This is a genomic window from Bacillus sp. 220_BSPC, from assembly GCF_001054655.1.
Lineage (GTDB): Bacteria > Bacillota > Bacilli > Bacillales > DSM-1321 > Peribacillus > Peribacillus frigoritolerans.
The window spans coordinates 127,274-144,560 of record NZ_JVPL01000320.1; the positions used below are offsets into that span (position 1 = coordinate 127,274).

The 17,287-nt window shown below is 41.1% G+C and carries 14 protein-coding genes; 3 read left to right on the top strand and 11 right to left on the bottom strand.

Translation table 11 applies throughout. From position 1 onward, the window contains the following. Window positions 1-188: 188 nt before the first annotated feature. From ADA55_RS27175 to ADA55_RS27185, 3 genes are all read right to left on the bottom strand, one after another. Complete coding sequence (locus ADA55_RS27175; RefSeq protein ID WP_048689861.1) at window positions 189-2,084, bottom strand: PrkA family serine protein kinase; 1,896 nt, start codon at window positions 2,082-2,084, stop codon at window positions 189-191. A gap of 500 nt (window positions 2,085-2,584) precedes the next feature. Continuing rightward, window positions 2,585-4,219, bottom strand: a complete 1,635-nt coding sequence (locus tag ADA55_RS27180) for an APC family permease (protein ID WP_048689863.1) — start codon at window positions 4,217-4,219, stop codon at window positions 2,585-2,587. 207 nt (window positions 4,220-4,426) lie between these two features. Next, a complete protein-coding gene (locus tag ADA55_RS27185) occupies window positions 4,427-5,416 on the bottom strand; it encodes a glutaminase (RefSeq protein ID WP_226990560.1) in 990 nt (329 codons plus the stop codon). 423 nt (window positions 5,417-5,839) lie between these two features. On the opposite strand from ADA55_RS27185, the gene ADA55_RS27190 reads away from it, so the two are divergent. Together ADA55_RS27190 and ADA55_RS27195 are read left to right on the top strand one after the other, a co-directional pair. Next, complete coding sequence (locus ADA55_RS27190) at window positions 5,840-7,102, top strand: sensor histidine kinase (RefSeq protein WP_048689959.1); 1,263 nt, start codon at window positions 5,840-5,842, stop codon at window positions 7,100-7,102. Window positions 7,103-7,106: 4 nt separating this feature from the next. Next, entirely contained in the window at window positions 7,107-8,054 is a 948-nt protein-coding gene (locus tag ADA55_RS27195) for a response regulator (RefSeq protein ID WP_048689866.1), read from the top strand. 80 nt (window positions 8,055-8,134) lie between these two features. On the opposite strand, the gene ADA55_RS27200 is transcribed toward ADA55_RS27195, so the two are convergent. The 8 genes from ADA55_RS27200 to queG all read right to left on the bottom strand — a co-directional run bounded on the left by ADA55_RS27200 (window position 8,135) and on the right by queG (window position 15,792). Continuing rightward, window positions 8,135-9,142, bottom strand: a complete 1,008-nt coding sequence (locus ADA55_RS27200) for a FecCD family ABC transporter permease (protein WP_048689868.1) — start codon at window positions 9,140-9,142, stop codon at window positions 8,135-8,137. Beyond that, window positions 9,139-10,149, bottom strand: coding sequence for a FecCD family ABC transporter permease (locus ADA55_RS27205; protein ID WP_048689871.1), 1,011 nt, complete (start codon window positions 10,147-10,149; stop codon window positions 9,139-9,141). The genes ADA55_RS27200 and ADA55_RS27205 overlap by 4 nt, the downstream gene beginning before the upstream one ends. Before the next feature lie 67 nt (window positions 10,150-10,216). Then, window positions 10,217-11,137 carry an iron-hydroxamate ABC transporter substrate-binding protein gene (locus ADA55_RS27210; RefSeq protein ID WP_048689873.1) on the bottom strand — a complete coding sequence of 307 codons (921 nt, stop codon included), beginning with the start codon at window positions 11,135-11,137 and terminating at the stop codon, window positions 10,217-10,219. Next, window positions 11,088-11,936 (bottom strand): ABC transporter ATP-binding protein, encoded by an 849-nt coding sequence (locus tag ADA55_RS27215; RefSeq protein ID WP_048689875.1) that lies wholly within the window; start codon window positions 11,934-11,936, stop codon window positions 11,088-11,090. The genes ADA55_RS27210 and ADA55_RS27215 overlap by 50 nt, the downstream gene beginning before the upstream one ends. Window positions 11,937-12,216: 280 nt before the next feature. Next, on the bottom strand, window positions 12,217-12,966 hold the full coding sequence (nfsA, locus tag ADA55_RS27220; protein ID WP_048689878.1) for an oxygen-insensitive NADPH nitroreductase: 750 nt from the start codon (window positions 12,964-12,966) through the stop codon (window positions 12,217-12,219). Window positions 12,967-13,042: 76 nt separating this feature from the next. Then, window positions 13,043-13,531: a tRNA (uridine(34)/cytosine(34)/5-carboxymethylaminomethyluridine(34)-2'-O)-methyltransferase TrmL gene (gene trmL / locus ADA55_RS27225; RefSeq protein WP_048689880.1), complete on the bottom strand. Its 489-nt coding sequence runs from the start codon at window positions 13,529-13,531 to the stop codon at window positions 13,043-13,045. Between the two features lie 67 nt (window positions 13,532-13,598). After that, window positions 13,599-14,456 (bottom strand): amidase domain-containing protein, encoded by an 858-nt coding sequence (locus ADA55_RS27230; protein WP_048689883.1) that lies wholly within the window; start codon window positions 14,454-14,456, stop codon window positions 13,599-13,601. A 196-nt stretch (window positions 14,457-14,652) separates the two neighbouring features. Further along, complete coding sequence (gene queG, locus ADA55_RS27235; protein ID WP_048689887.1) at window positions 14,653-15,792, bottom strand: tRNA epoxyqueuosine(34) reductase QueG; 1,140 nt, start codon at window positions 15,790-15,792, stop codon at window positions 14,653-14,655. A gap of 105 nt (window positions 15,793-15,897) precedes the next feature. On the opposite strand from queG, the gene ADA55_RS27240 reads away from it, so the two are divergent. Continuing rightward, window positions 15,898-16,566, top strand: a complete 669-nt coding sequence (locus ADA55_RS27240; protein ID WP_048689890.1) for a B3/4 domain-containing protein — start codon at window positions 15,898-15,900, stop codon at window positions 16,564-16,566. Window positions 16,567-17,287: the final 721 nt, after the last annotated feature.

The window sequence follows — 17,287 nt, forward strand, 5'->3', positions numbered from 1 at the left end:
TCAGAAAAGCCCGGTCTTTGTTGAGTTATAATCTCTAATGCCTTCTATAATCACCGTTTAACACCTTCAAAAGATGCATGATTCAATGGGAATTCTGGATTTCTTCTAATCCACTTTTCATTCATGCAACCTTCCGCATAAGGTTATAAACCCCTGCCCGATCGGGGGCAGGGGCAAAAAAGTATGGATTACCGATTTAACAAGCTGCCCACATAGCGCAGCAAATCATTGGCTGAAGTCGAATTATATCCGTGCTCGTCTATAAGTCTCGTGATGACCTCGTTCACTTTCTTCAGTTGCCTTTCGTCTGGTGTCTTCGTTGAAGTAGTGATCTTAACGACATCCTTCAAATCAGCGAATAGTTTTTTCTGGATCGCTTCCCGTAAACGATCATGGGAATTATAATCAAATCGCTTCCCTTTACGGGCATATGCGGAAATTCGAATCAATATTTCTTCGCGGAATGCTTTTTTTGCATTTTCGGAAATTCCAATTTGCTCTTCTATCGAGCGCATCAATTTTTCATCTGGGTTGATTTCTTCGCCAGTCAATGGATCGCGCAGCCTTGATTTATTGCAGTATGCTTCGACATTATCCAGATAATTATCCATGAGGATTTTCGCCGACTCTTCATATGAATATACAAAGGCTTTTTGCACTTCATTTTTTGCAATGGCATCGTATTCTTTACGTGCCAGTGAAATGAAATTCAAATACCGCTCCCGAAGTTCGTTCGTAATGGACGGATGCTGGTCAAGACCTGCTTTTAATGACATAAGTACATCCAATGCATTAATGGACGGATTTTCCTTACGAATGATCGTGGAGGAAATCCGGTTAATTACGTAACGCGGGTCGATTCCGCTCATGCCTTCGTCCTGATATTCTTTTTTCAATTCATTGATGTCTGCGGAATTAAATCCTTCAACATTTTCCCCATCATAAAGCCTCATCTTTTTCACTAAATCGATATCGCCCTTTTTGGGATCTTTCAGGCGGGTCATGATGCTGAAGATTGCCGCCACCCTTAATGTATGCGGGGCTATATGAACATCCGAGACATCACTTTCACGAATCATTTTTTCATAAATCTTCTCTTCCTCGGTAACCTTCAAGTTATATGGAATAGGCATGACAATGATACGGGAATGCAATGCTTCATTTTTCTTGTTGGAAATGAACGCTTTATACTCCGTTTCATTCGTATGAGCCACAATGAGTTCATCTGCACTGATCAATGCAAAACGGCCAGCTTTAAAATTCCCCTCTTGTGTCAATGATAGCAAATGCCATAAGAATTTCTCATCACATTTCAGCATTTCCTGGAACTCCATCATCCCGCGGTTCGCCTTGTTCAGCTCGCCATCAAAGCGATAGGCACGCGGATCTGATTCAGAACCGTATTCGGCAATGGTCGAAAAATCGATGCTGCCCGTCAAATCAGCAATATCCTGTGACTTAGGGTCAGAAGGACTGAATGTTCCAATTCCAACACGCTTATCCTCCGAAAGGAAAATACGTTCGACCATCACATCTTCAATCCTGCTTCCATACTCCTGTTCTAACCTCATTACATTCAGCGGCGAAAGGTTTCCTTCAATCCTGATGCCATATTCTTCAAAGAAATCATCCCGTAAATACTGCGGAATGAGATGCAGTGGATCTTCATGCATCGGGCATCCTTTTATTGCATAAATCGCACCAGTGTCTTTTAACGAATAATTTTCAAGTCCACGCTTCAGTAAAGAAACGAGTGTGGACTTCCCGCCTGACACCGGACCCATGAGAAGCAATATCCGCTTACGGACATCCAGCCGCTTTGCCGCCGGATGGAAATATTCCTCGATGAGCCTTTCCAGTGAATCTTCAAGACCAAATAACTGACCGCTGAAAAAATTGTATTTCTTTGTCCCATTTACTTCTTCTATCCCTGCATCTCTGATCATGTTGTATACACGTGAATGAGCAGATTGAGCAACTAAAGGCTTTTCTTTCAATATTTCTAAGTACTCTGCGAAGGTGCCTTCCCACTTCAGCTTCTGTTCATCTTCTCTAAATTTTTCGATTTTCTTTAAAATATCCATTAAGGAACCTCCCCCTGTCACTTTCAGAGAATACTTAAATCTATGCTCCAAGTCTGACAAACATGTCAGACTTTAAAAAGTGGACAGGCATTGTTTCGAATCCCCCTTGAATCTCCATGTATCGAAAACGGCTTGATCAGTGAAGAATTGATGACAAATATGCCGACAAGAAAATTTGTGTGCACTCCTGCTAAAAATTAGGGTATACTAAGCCTATACTTAAGTGGGACAATATGGGTAAAGGGAGGTCACAACATGGGTACAGTTATTATCGTTGGAGTTGCTGTAACATTTTTAGCCGCTATCTTCACTGCCGGGTATGACGATAAACCAGGTGTGAAATAAAAAATAACAGCCTTTTCTAAAACTCCAAAAAAAGGGACAGCAAATTAAATTTGCCGTCCCTTTTTTGAATCCTCATCTATATATAAATAATAGAAGCACTTTCGAAGTCATTCACGAATGGATTATGAGCATGCCAATCGAATTGGCTTCATCATTTATACAGCGTCCTTTTTAGCAGTTTGAGCTGCAACGTTGTTCTCCATCGATCTCAAGTCTTCATTTACTTTTTGTCCTTGTTCCAAATATTCCGTTTGGAAACCACTCTTTATTGCCCAACTATAAAACATTAGTGATAAACATGTAATGATGACCATATCCAAACCAAATGGGATTATGTTTAGTCCACCAAACTTTTCACTGCCTAAGTATGAAATGGTCATCATACAGAGTAAGTAAACAACCATCCAAAGCCCTGCTGAAAAGTTTTGACGGAATCCCTTCCATTTTATTTTTGATTGATAATAGAAATAAACGGGAAGACCAGCCATAATGATAAATAATACTTGACCTGTCAGCGGCCACCTCGCCCAATATAGAACCAAAGAAGCAAAAACAAAGCCCAGTGGTGCAATGATGCTTAATCCTTTTAAACGTAATGGTCTGTACAAGTTCTGACCTGTGCGCCTTAATGTCATAACAGTAACTGGACCTGTAATATAAGAGACTAAAGTCGCAACTGAAATAACCTCTGCCAATACGCCCCAGCCTCTAAACATGAATAAAAATAAGAAAGATACGCCTAGATTAAAAAACATGGCTTGACGCGGGATACCATAAAGAGGATGCAGTTTTCCAAACACGCTTGGCAAATATTTATTCTTTTCCATCCCATAAAGCATTCGTGACGTTGTCGCCGTGTATGTTATTCCTGTCCCCGAAGGAGAAATAAAAGCATCTACGTATAGTAAAATAACCAACCAGTTTATGCCTAAAACAATTGCTAAGTCAGCAAACGGTGAATTGAAATTCAAATGTTGCCATCCATTCACAATCATGGACGGGTCAACGGCTCCAATAAACGCAACCTGTAATAAAACGTAGATGACCGTTGCAATTAAAATGGAGCCAATTACTGCAATTGGGATCGAACGTCCCGGATTCTTTGCCTCACCAGCCATATTAATTGGACTTTGAAAACCATTAAATGCAAAGATGATACCCGAAGTTGCTACAGCAGTAAGTACACTTGCCCAACCATTAGGAGCGATACTTCCCGCAGAGGTAAAATTGGATCCGTGAAACCCGGCAAATAAAAGTGAGCCAATCGTAAGTCCAGGAATAATAACCTTAAAGACTGTAATAAATGAATTAGCTTTCGAAAACAAACTGACTGTCCAGTAATTTAATAAAAAGTAGACGATCAGCAATACAGAGGCAATTGCCAGGCCTCCCCCAGTAAGACTCCCATTTTCTACTAAACCGTGTGTCCACTGTGCCCATTCCCATGGCCATGAGCTCATATATTGAACAGAAGCAATCGCTTCAACTGGAATTACGGAAACGATTGCAATCCAGTTTGCCCAGCCTGCAATAAACCCTAAAAACGATCCATGAGAGTACTGCGTGTATTTTACCATTCCCCCTGCTTCAGGAAACATAGACCCTAATTCACTGTAAGATAGTGCGATAAATAAAATAACAACCATCCCGATAATCCAAGAGATAATGGCAGCGGGTCCTGCAATCTGTGCCGCTCTCCAAGCTCCGAATAACCAACCTGAGCCAATAATTGACCCGAGTCCTACCATCATTAACGAAAATGTTCCCATCTTTCGCTGCATATTATTCATATATTTTTCACCATGCTTTCCAAAAATTATTCCTTACGTTTAAAAGTAACTGGATTAATGATTTGTGCCAGTGCGTCCAATTACATCTTAAAGTAATTGCTGCATTTACATCATCTATTGTAAAAATTTGTAAATTTAATGAGGGAATCTTAAGGATGTCCCCTTATTGCTTCTATTAATTACACCGGAACTAAATTTTTCTGTATTTCAGAAAATGCTTAAATCCCATTCTTGTGCCATTTGTTTCAATAACAAACTACCTGCTACGCTATTCCCATATTCATCGATGGCTGGTCCATAAATACCAATGCCACATCCATCTTGAAAAGGCATTCCGCTTCTGGCACTTGGAGGAACAAGCGCCATGATCCCGCCAGATACTCCACTTTTGGCCGGCACCCCAATAAAAGCCGCAAATTTCCCCGAAGCATTGTACATACCGCAAGTAAGCATTAATGCTTTGGCCAGCTTAGCCACTTTTTTAGGGATTACTTGTTCTTTACGAACGGGATGGTAACCATCTTGAGAAAGAATCAGTCCAAGCAGGGCTATGTCTTCTGTGGTCACTTCTATGGAACATTGCATGAGGTAAACCTCTAAAGCTTCCTCTACTTCCGATTCCAAATAATTAGTCTCTTTCAAATAGTGAGCCAAAGCTCTATTTCTATGAGAGGTTTGCCACTCAGATTGATACACTTCCTCATTGATTGTCGGGCGCTTCCCTAACAAATTTTCAAATAGCCCATAGAGAAATTCCAATTTCTTTTGTGAAGAATCCCCTGGGAGAAGCGAAGCAACGGTAATCGCCCCAGCATTTATCATAGGATTAAACGGCTTTCCCGGCTTATGCATTTCTAAACGAATAATTGAATTGAAAGCATCTCCTGTCGGTTCCACATCGACCCTCTCTAACACATAAGAAATGCCGCGACCCAAACATGCGGCAATAAAGCTAAGCACTTTTGAAATACTTTGCAGCGTGAAAGGAACTTCCCAATCCCCTGACTTGATCATTGTTCCACCCGGCTCCAGTATGGTAATGCCCAATTGCGATAAATGTGCATTTCTCAATGCCGGTATATAATTAGCGGTTTGTCCTTCAATAGCAAAGGATCTGTAATGTGCTACCCATTCATCTAAGTCGGATTTTCTTTGACTATTAACGTGAATGTCATACTCTTTTGACAATTCTTCAATCACATTCTTCCACCTCTTCAGTTGTTGTATCATTATATTTTCTAAATGAACGTTTTACCGAATGCCATCAAGCTTACATATAATAGATTCGGTGAAAAAATAATGAATATTCTAAAAATTATTAAGCGCTTTCAAAAATTTATATCTACCGTTAATTTTAAATTGGGAACTACATAATCATACGAAAACCTACAAAATCTAAAAAATAAAAATCCACTAAAAAAACGTATCCCGTTACCATTTTTTGTGGATGGAAAAACAGATTGGTTTTGCCATAATAGATTATAAGCCGTTCTATTCAGGAACAAAGTAAGCGTTGTATTGAAGCCGATGAAACTGTATACTGATTTTTTAAACAACTTGGGAGGTGACGACTTGAATCTCAGTACGTTAATGAAAAAAGAGGTCAACATCCTCGCTTTGATGTTGTTAACAGTGCCATTAGCGGGCGAATTGAGTTTTTATCCTTTAAATGAAACGTTTCGGGTAAGTTTCGGTCCGCCTGTCCTTTTCTTCTTTTTACTATTATTACAGAAAACACCTGCCATTTTTTCGGGCTTCCTCACAGGAACAATGGTTGTGGTATTTCGTATTCTTATAGATTTTTTCATGCATGATAGTTTTTCCTGGGCATCCGCTTTCCAAATTCATTATCCTAGTTTTTTCTTTTATTTCACCTACTGCTTTCTTTTTTATTTGGTGAAAATAAATCGCTTTCAAAACCGATCTTTGCTGATTGGATTTATTGGTCTCATTATCGAAATATTGTCCGACTCTGTAGAATTGATTTTTCAATATATTGTGTTGGAAACAACCATTACGTTAGGTTCACTAAACGAGATGATCATGATCGCATTCGCCCACAGTTTCATCGTTTTAAGCTTTTTTAATATGATGAAATTATATGAAGCACAATCAAGGGAAAGGCAAATCACAAAACAAAATGAACATATGCTTATGCTCATTTCCAACTTATATGAGGAAACGATTCATTTAAAAAAAACATTAAAGAATGCTGAGAATATTACTAAGAAATCGTATGATTTATATCGAGATTTAAAAGCTCTGGAAAAACGGGACAAGCACCCTCATGTTCATCCTGAGCCATATAGTCAAAAAGCATTGCGCATTGCGGGTGAAATGCATGAAGTCAAGAAAGATAATCAACGGATTTTTGCTGGTCTCTCCAAATTGATTTCCAATGAGAGTTTTAAAGATTACATGAATGCAGCTGAACTTTTTCATTTAATTATCCGAATTAATGAAAAATATGCCTTATCACTAGGAAAGGATATTCAATTTGAATACTCATTGGAGGGGAAAAACGATTCACCTTATCATGTGTATACCGTGTTATCTCTTTTCAATAATTTAGTCGCTAATGCAGTGGAAGCAATTAAAGAAAAAGGAATCGTCCGTTTAAGTTTGGGTGAAGTCCATGACCATGTAGAATTTAAAGTTGCTGATACCGGACCTGGAATTCCTCAAAAATATCAGACTGTGATATTCAAACCTGGATTCACTTCAAAATATGATCATTTCGGGACACCCTCAACAGGGATAGGTCTCTCATATGTAAAAGAGGTCGTAAAAGAACTGGGAGGCGACATCCTATTTGAGAATAGTTTTGACGGCGCCATTTTTTCCATAAGATTACCCATTCATAAGTTGGTCCAGAAAGGATGATTCCATGCGTTTTTTTATAACAGATGATGATTGTGCCATACGTTCGAACTTAAGCCAAATTATAGAGAACGAAGATTTAGGAGAAGTGGTGGAGGAAGCCGAGGATGGAAGTCTATTAGAAGGGCATATTTTGAATTTAAAACAAATTGATATTTTATTTATTGATTTATTAATGCCCATCCGGGATGGGATTGAGACACTTCGTCATATAAAAAATACATTTAACGGGAAAATAATAATGATTTCGCAGGTTGAATCAAAGGAGCTGATTGGTGAGGCATACTCACTTGGAATCGATTATTATATTACTAAACCAATCAATCGGATTGAGATATTAACAGTTATCCGAAAAGTTATGGAACGTATTCATTTAGAAAGATCAATCACAAATATCCAAGCCTCTTTAAATGGTGTATTGAACTTTGAACAGCCAAAGGTTGATAATTCCAATAGTTTTAATGAAAAAAGTATAAGGGAGGTGGGTGAATTCCTTTTATCGGAATTAGGGGTCGTTGGAGAAAATGGCGCAAAAGATTTAATGGAAATGCTTCAGTATTTATTTATGTATGAACGGACTTTTACTTTTGGAAAGCAATTCCCCACCCTTAAAGATATCTTTGTAGAAATCACCAAAAAAAAGCTCGGCAAAGCAGCTTTGCAGGTAGATATCAATCGGGAAATAAAAGCTGCCGAACAGCGAATTCGCAGAACGATTAACCATTCGTTAAATCATTTCGCTTCGCTCGGTTTAACGGATTTTTCAAATCCTAAGTTTGAAAATTACGCTTCCAAATTTTTTGATTTCACAGTCGTTCGCCAAAAGATGAAAGAACTGCAAAATGATTCAACGGTAGTTCTTACACCTACCCGGGTAAATACAAAAAAGTTTATTCAAGTATTTTATTTCGAAGCGAAACGATTGAATCCTGATGAAATCATAAGATATAGATAATCCTAATTAAAACAAAAAACTGCGGAAGCACTCAAAAAACATAAAATCCCCTGAAGATTTCAGGGGATTTTGGCAAGTTCTTATTTTTTCAACAATAAATACATGAAATAAGGAGCACCGATCAATGCAACCATGATACCTGCAGGAATCCCCTCGGGTTCAATTATATTACGGCCTATCGTATCGGCAAGCAGCAATAGCCATCCACCGATTAAAATGGCAACCGGAATGAATAGTTGATTTCGAGGTCCTACCAAGGATTTTGCTATATGCGGGGACATAAGTCCAATGAATGCAATTCCGCCTGTAACAGAAACGGCAGCCGCTGCCAGTGCTACAGCCGTGATCAGCAGTACGATCCGCTCCTTTTCAATCGATACACCGACCCCAATTGCTACCGGTTCACTTAAACCAAGCAGATTCAAACGATTTGCTTTATATAAAGTGAATGGGATGAGGATGATTAACCATGGAATGATTGCCCAAATGAAAGGCCAATCCGTGCCCCATATATTTCCTGCCAACCATTTTGCGATGAAATCGACCTTCGCTCGTTCCGCTGACGAAATGAGGACAATCATCAGGCCAGAAAGCGCCATTGAAAAACCTACGCCGATCAACACTAACCGGACGGGTTCAAGTCCACTCTTCCTCTTGTATGAGAGGATATATATTAAACAGGCCGTCAGTAACGCTCCGATAAAACCGACAAGCGGAACCATATAAACAAACGAACCAGCGTCAAGCGGGAAAAACAGAAAGAAAGCGGCAATGGCAACACCTGCTCCCGAGTTGATCCCGATGATTCCGGGATCGGCTAAATCATTTCGTGTGATCCCTTGTAGAATGGCTCCCGACAGTGCAAGGGCCATGCCTGCTAAAAGGGTGATGATGATCCGCGGTAAGCGGACGGAAAATAATATGAATTCCTCTTTAAACGTCCCTTGCCCGAAGAGCGTTGGAAACAGTCGTCCTATAGAAAGATTGGAATATCCCGAACACGTCCCTATAATGATCGTAATGATGATGAGTGCACTCAATGCACCTATTATCCAACGCTGTTTTTTGACTAAAGCTGACTGGATCATGAAAATGCTTTACCTCCTTTACGCACGATTAGGAGGAAGAAAGGTAAACCTATCATCGCAACAACCGCTACCACAGGTGTTTCATATGGAGAATTGATCGTACGGCCGATCGTATCGGCAAGCAGCATGAAAGTGGCTCCCAAAATTGCAGACATAGGGAGGATGAATCGATAATCCGTACCCACGATAGCCCGAACGATATGTGGGACCATTAACCCGATGAACACCATATTTCCGACAAGCGCAACGGCAGCCCCTGCCAGGAGAATGATGACCACGAAGAGAACCGCCTTTATTTGTGTTGTCTTTTGCCCTAAGCCTACGGCCACTTCTTCACTTAAGCTAAGTATGGTGAGCTGTCTGGAAAAGATAAGGGAAATCAGGATGCCTATTAGAATGAACGGAACGATTACACGAAGCTGCTCCCATGAAGTTCCGATATTCCCGCCAGCTGTCCACATCGATACATCTTTTGATACCTTGAAATATATGCCGACCCCTTGCGAAACGGCAAATAGGAATGCAGAGACTGCAGCACCAGCCAATACGATCCGCAAAGGTGAAAATCCTCCCTTTTTCATCGCACCGATTCCGAAAACCATGGTTGCCCCGACAGCGGCACCTATAAAACACGCAATCATGATCCCTAAATTATTAGCATTTGGAATGAATGCCAAAGTGATGGCTAGTCCTGCATTGGCTCCTGCCGTCAATCCAAGCAACCCGGGATCGGCAAGTGGATTCCTGGTCATTCCCTGCATGATTGCCCCAGAAACGGCAAGCGCTGCACCCACAAAGATTGCCCCCACTTCACGAGGGAAGCGGATTTCCCGAATGATTGAAATTTTTTCACCGACAGCATTTGATGTCAGTGCTTGCCAAACGTCTTTAACGGTAACATCAGCCGCACCAAAAGCCATTGAAATAATGAACATGCCTATAAAGGCGACGATCGCTATGATCAGTTTACTTATAAATGGGATGAAACGTTGATTTTCATTAGTCATCTGTCTCTCTCATCTCTTTTTTTATAGAATAAAAGGAGAGGAATTGGAATCCCTCTCCCTCGCTGTATTATTTTCCAAGAAAACTTTTGGAAAAGAAGTCTAATTGGTAATCTAATGTGATTGGATCATTGAAGTAGAATTTTTTTGCATCAGCTTCATATAGTTTATTGTTTTTAACGGCAGGTATGTTTTTAAACGTGTCAGTTTGTTGGAATGAATTGTCCTGATCTTTGTTATTGCTCAAAATCACATAATCACCGGCATAGTCTTTAAGGACTTCTAATGATAAGGCAAAGTAACCATCTTTCAGCGCCACTTCTTTTACCTTTTCAGGCATACCCAATTTCATTTCTTGATAAAGGATTTCCGTTCCACGTCCCCAATTATCACCGTATACATAGAACTGTTTGTCAAACTTTTCGAAAACGGAAACGGTAGCATCTTCTCCAATTTTGGCTTTAATTTCATCACCGGTTGTTTTTGCCCGTTCTTTGAAATCATCCACCCATGCTTGAGCTTCTTTTTCTCTATTCAAAAGTTTACCGATTTCTACATGTTGTGTTAAGTAGTCCACTTTTCCGTATGTATATGTTACGGTTGGAGCAATTTCCTTTAATTTATCGACATTTTTAATCGTCGATAAACCAATGATTAAATCCGGATTCAACTCGATGATTTTTTCCAGGTTTTCGTCCGTCACTTCTTCCACATCTTTTAACTCTTTAAAATTCGGGTTCATTTTAGACCAGGAATCAACCCCTACAAGGTTAACATCCAAAGCCATTACGTTACCTGCGAAAGATGATAGTACTAAAACACGCTGAGGATCTGCCGGAACTTCAACAGGACCATTTTCAGATTGATAGGTGATGGTACCTGATTTTTCTTTTTTGGAAGCGGAGCTTTTTTCCTTTTCGGCTGACTCGTTACCACAAGCACTAATAATTAACACTAACAGCAGTATAAACGGGATCAATATTTTTTTCATTTGTTGTCAAATCTCCTTTTAGTAAGTTGTATGTGCTGCACATTGGTTTGTTCGTTCGTTGATCTCGTCCGATTACCGCATCAATATGGAATACTTCCTTAAGAACTTCATGAGTGATGACTTCTTCACAATCTCCTGCTTTGACTATTTCCCCGTCCTTTAAGGCAATGATATAGTCGGCAAAGCGAGCAGCTTGGTTTAAATCATGAAGAACCATGACAATTGTACGTCCCTGTTCTACATTCAGCCTCTGTAATAATTCCAGAACCTCCAGCTGATGGGCCATATCCAAATAGGTGGTTGGCTCATCAAGGAAGATGATTTCCGTTTCCTGGGCAAGGGCCATCGCAATCCAAACACGCTGGCGCTGACCTCCTGACAGAGCATCCACGGGACGGAACTTGAAGTCTTTCGTGCCGGTCACTTCAAGTGCCCAATCAATCACATCATAGTCTTTCTGGGTCAGGCGCCCAAAACCTTTTTGATAGGGAAAGCGCCCATATGATACGAGCTCCCCAACCGTCAAACCGCTTGCACTCTCGGGTGTCTGCGGAAGTATGGCCATTTTTCTTGCAAGGATCTTAGTGCTTTCTTTTGAGATATTAACCCCATCTAAAACAACCGTACCTGATAGATTTGGAATGATTCTGGTGATCGCTTTCAAAAGTGTCGATTTCCCACATCCATTTGAACCGATGATCGTTGTGATTTTTTTATCTGGAATTTCCACACTGAGATCTTTTACAATTAAACGTTCACCATAACCAATATTCAAATTCTCTGTATATAGGCGAACCATTTTTTAACCTCCATTTACTGAAAAAATAGGTAAGTAAAAACTCAAATGAAAATGATTATCATTATCCACTACTTAATTACTATAATTCTATCTAAATATATTGTCAATGGTAATTTCATGGGCATATAAGAAGAAATTCTGACAGCATTTTTGGGGCCGGTCCGTATTACCGACTGACAAATGAACACAGTAAAGACCCCGGGGACACTTCCGGGATCTTTAGGTTTGGCTCATACTCAGGACTTTGGCAAGAATATTCCTAATAGGCCGTATTCATTAATCAATGTTTCTTAAATCCTTGCTTCTCAACATAATCTTTCATGTACAGCCTGCTTTTCTTTCCAAGCATTCCTGCCATTTGCCCGGTCCAGGTGTCTTTTCGTTTACCGTTAGTCCGTAGCTCATAATAACTGGAAATCGTTTCATTATACTCTTCAAGTTGTCCGATGAACTCTTGCTTATCCTCCTGATATCCATTTTCATGATAGATATTGGACAACGGCAAACGCGGCTTTTTATCCGAACGGTTTTTCGGATATCCGACCGCTAGAGCGAATAATGGTATAACACGATGCGGTATATTCAAAATCGCTGACACTTCCGGGAGATTATTGCGGATCCCGCCTATATAGCAAATGCCTAGATCCATCGATTCTGCCGCCAATGCTGCATTTTGGGCCGCTAGAGCCGCGTCAATACAGGCAACCATGAATTTCTCGGTACTTTCAATCGATTCGGACAGGTCCGTGTTTTCCATTTCGGAAACCATATCCTGGCGATATAAATCGGCGCAAAAGACGAATAGATGTCCATTCTTCTCTACATATGACTGTGGTCCGGCAAGTTCGGCAAGCTTGGCTTTCTTTTCCGGGTCGGTTACCCCTATGATTGAATACGCTTGAATATAACTTGAAGTCGATGCAGCTTGGGCACATTCCACAATCGTATTGATTTGCTCCCCAGACAATAACTTGTCCTCAAAAGAACGAATGGAACGGTGATCTAAAATCTTCTCAATAATGTTATTCAATGCTCCCACCCCTAAAGAATATGTAAAGTATCCATCATCGGGGCTGAAATGCCCCCGATGACAGTATTGATGAAACTCAACCTTTTGTTTTCAAATCCAATTCACGGTAATTTTGCTGTCTAAGTGCTTCATAAACCAAGATGGCTGCCGTGTTCGACAGATTAAGGGAACGTACTTTATCCGTCATTGGAATCCGCAGGCACCGATCCATATTCTCTTGGATCAGATCTTTCGGGAGACCCGTCGTTTCACGGCCAAAAATGAAAAATATCTCACTGTCTTGATCACTGTAATCGAAGCTCGAATGCGGCTGCTCCCCGAATTTCGTCAAGTAATAAAATTCACCGCCGGCGTTTCTTTCAAAAAACTCTTCTAACGAATCATAATAATGGATCTTTACATTCTCCCAGTAATCGAGCCCGGCCCGTTTGAGCTGTTTGTCATCCGTCGAGAAACCGAGCGGGCGAATGAGATGTAAAGACGTATCCGTCCCTGCACATGTTCTTGCGATATTTCCTGTATTTGCTGGAATCTGTGGTTGATATAAAACTACATGTATTGACACTTCATTTTCACCTCTAGTTTGAACTTCACCTTAATTATAGCATTAAACAAAAAAGACTAAAAACCAATCACCCTCCATCCAAAATCACAAAGAATTTATAAACGATGTTCGGTGTATATCTGGTTGAATCCTCATACGTCCAATATCGGTGACGGCTGTTCATCGTATGTGCATTCACAAGCGGCATCCCGTCCTGATCCTTCGCCGTTACAATCAAGTTATGGTCAAACCGCCCGTTCCCTTCGAAATCTATGCAGAGGATATCGCCCAAATTCAATTCCTTGGCCGACTCCACCTGCTTTGTCCTGATGGCATTCCCGGCTTTAAGCAGATGATATAAAGAATGGGCTGTCGTCCATGTATAACTCCAGCTTTTCCCCCTTATCCACCAGCCCTTATTTTTATTTGGCGCCCCCCACATCGGTATTCCCCCTGCATGTAAACATTGTGAAATGTAATTCGTACAATCATCGGTGAATTTATAATAAGCCGGATTAAATTCATTCCACCAACGCTCGGCATATTGAACGGCCTTCATTCGATCATACTTATATGCGAGACGATCTGCGCCTGGATCACATTTTGGCGGTACCTCTTCGGTTTCAAAGCTGGGAATCAACTCAATTTCATCCACTATATACCCATTTCGAAACCGTGCCTCCCTTTCTTCCATTTCTTCTTCTATATAAAATGAATCTTCCTGTTTCAATAAATATTGCAGATGGACATGATAGGTCAGGACTGTATCCCTGTCTTCCTTTCTCTTCGAATGTACCTTGCCTGCCGCATTCACCCGAACAATTTCGGCAGCGCGGTTCCTCATCATTTCCTTCTTCAAATGTAACTTCCTTTCACCCCGTTCTAGATCATCTGAAGTATAAAACTCCACTCTTTCTTGTAAAAGGCGTTGCAATTGTTCCCTCAAGTTCATGCCCTCCTTCTTACCATCTATGCTAATGTGTATGTACGAGGGCATGGACAAAAACACAACTTCATAAATGCGGGAGTTTCAATCCTTACCCATAATGAAACTTCTTATATAGATTTTCCTTGAAGCTACCGGAATATCTTAAGCAAAAAAGCCGCCCCGTTATATTTACGAGGCGGCTGCATTTTAAATATTATTTTGTTTCCAAGGTAAACTGCAGTCCTTTCTCAATTTCCGCCAATACCTCTTCATCCTTTTCCTTCATTCGAGCTTCTTCCAATGCGGAAACAGCCTGCTCCCGGCCAATTTTCCCAACTGCCCAGGCCGCCGTCCCCCTGATGACGGGCCGCGGATCATTCTTCATGACCTGTATCAATAGAGGCAATGCCGTTTCATCTTTGAAATGGGCCAATGCTAAAATGGCATTTCGTTGGATTGGCTTTTTACCGCGCCAAGAGCCGGATACATGGCCGTATGTCTCTTTGAAGTCCCGATTTGAAATCGTAAGCAGGGGTTTTAACAGTGGTTTCGCCAGCTCGGGGTCGGGTTCCATCTCTTCATGAAAATGAAAATCCATTCCTTTGTTTTTCGGACAAACGGTCTGGCATGTATCACATCCATACAAACGATTGCCTATTTTCGTCCTGAACTCATCCGGAAGGAAACCTTTTGTCTGTGTTAAGAACGCAATGCAACGCTTGGAATTTAGCTGCCCGCCCTGAACGAGCGCTCCAGTCGGGCAAACATCGACACATTTATTACATGTCCCGCATTGATCTTCCATCGGTTTATCCGGTTCAAATGGCAGGTTGGTTATCATGTCTCCCAAGTATACATAAGACCCGAATTCCGGTGTGATGATCATACTGTTTTTTGCACTCCAGCCAATACCTGCACGCTCAGCCACTGCCCTATCCGATAACTCACCCGTATCAACCATGGACTTCATCATTGCCCCTGGCACTTTATCTTTAATGAAATTCTCAAGTAACTGCAATTTATTACGGAGAACGGTATGATAATCCGTTCCCCAAGACGCCCGGCAAAAGATCCCGCGGCGTTCACTTTTTGTACTTTGCGGAGCATCCTTCAATTTCGAAGGATAAGCAAGCGCAATCGAAATGATGGATTGCGGTTTATCGAATATCAATTCAGGCCTTACCCTTTTTTCTATATCGGCTTCTTCAAACCCTGACTGGTAATCCAGTTCCTGTTGACGTATCAGCCGACCTTTCAGTTCGGTGAAAGCCGTAGCCGATGTAAAGCCGATTTTATCGATGCCGATTTCCTTACTATATAAAATCACTTCTTGCTTGAATGAGTTCATATCCATATTAATCACCTACGTTCATTCAGTATTCCCATTGAAGCTTGAATCCATTTCAAACCATTGCTATCTATGATAAACTAATTGCAATCATTTTTGGAGGTGAAACGGTTGGAAATTACCGTATCAGCTAATCTTAGCAGTAAAATCCCTGAATTCAAAGTCGGGGTCATTACATATGAAAACATCGAAGTCGGTCCCTCCCCGCAAATGGTGAAAGGAAGACTTCAACTATTTCAGGAAGCTCTTTTCTTCGACCTTGAAGAAAAGGAATTGACCGACTTTTCCGGCATTAAAGTGTGGCGGGAAATTTTCAAGGCTACAGGAACGAACCCGTCACGGTATCGTCCCTCCGTGGAAGCCCTATACCGCCGCGTGAAAAAACAGAATTACTTGACACCCATCCATTCCGCCATCGATTTGAATAACTTCTTCTCACTGTTATATGAAGTTCCGATCGGCATTTATGATGCTGAAAAATTAACAGGAGACATCTCGATTAAGATTGGCGAGGGGTCAGATGGGTATGACGGTTTGAACGGCCGCTTGAATTCCATGGAAAATATGATTACCTCAGCCGATCATGCTGGCGCATTCGGAAGTCCTTACGTTGATTCAGAACGCACGAAAGTCACCGAAGAAACGAAAAAGGCTATCCAAATCATTTATTTACAACCCAATACTCCAATCACGGAAGCAGATCAGCTAACGAAATCCCTGATGAACATGTTCCTTGAAATCCATGGTGGTGAAGGGACTTACTCGATTGTAGAAGGATAATTAAAAATTGAACGAAATTAAACCCTTTCCACAATCGGAAGGGGTTTTTTCATTATTGTTCCACTTAATAAAACCAGTCCTCTAGTATCCTTTTATTCAACCGATCGATCCCTACCAAAAAGGCAATAAAGATCACTGGAATTTAAGAGCATAAAGGATCACAAAGTCTTAAACTTGGTTCGGGATGAGTCTAGCCTACGGACTTTCCTTAAATTACATTCCAGTCGTTTCCAGAAATCCGCTCCCTTTCCACCGACTGTCTGCCAAGCCTCCTCGACGTAAACGTCTCCGGGGTCTCGGCTAGCCAGTTACTCAGCAGGAGTGTCGCAAATTTCTTCCATCCTTTAAGGGTTACTGTAAAAAAAACTCTAGGATCACCTCGTCTTAAACTTGGTTCGGGTGTGTCCAGCCTACTGTTTTTCTGAAATCTCATTTCAGTCGATTCCAGAAATCCGTTCCCTTTCCGCCGACTGTCTGCCAAGCCTCCTTGACGTAAACGTCTCCGGGCTCTCGACTAGCCAGTTATTCGGCAGGAGTGTCGCAAATTTCTTCCATTCTTTAAGGGTTACTGTAAAAAAACTCTAGGATCACCTCGTCTTAAACTTGGTTCGGGATGAGCCAGCCTACGGTTTTTTCTTAAAATCTCATTCCAGTTGATTCCAGAGACCCCCTCCCTTTCCGCCGACTGTCTGCCAAGCCTCCTTGACGTAAACGTCTCCGG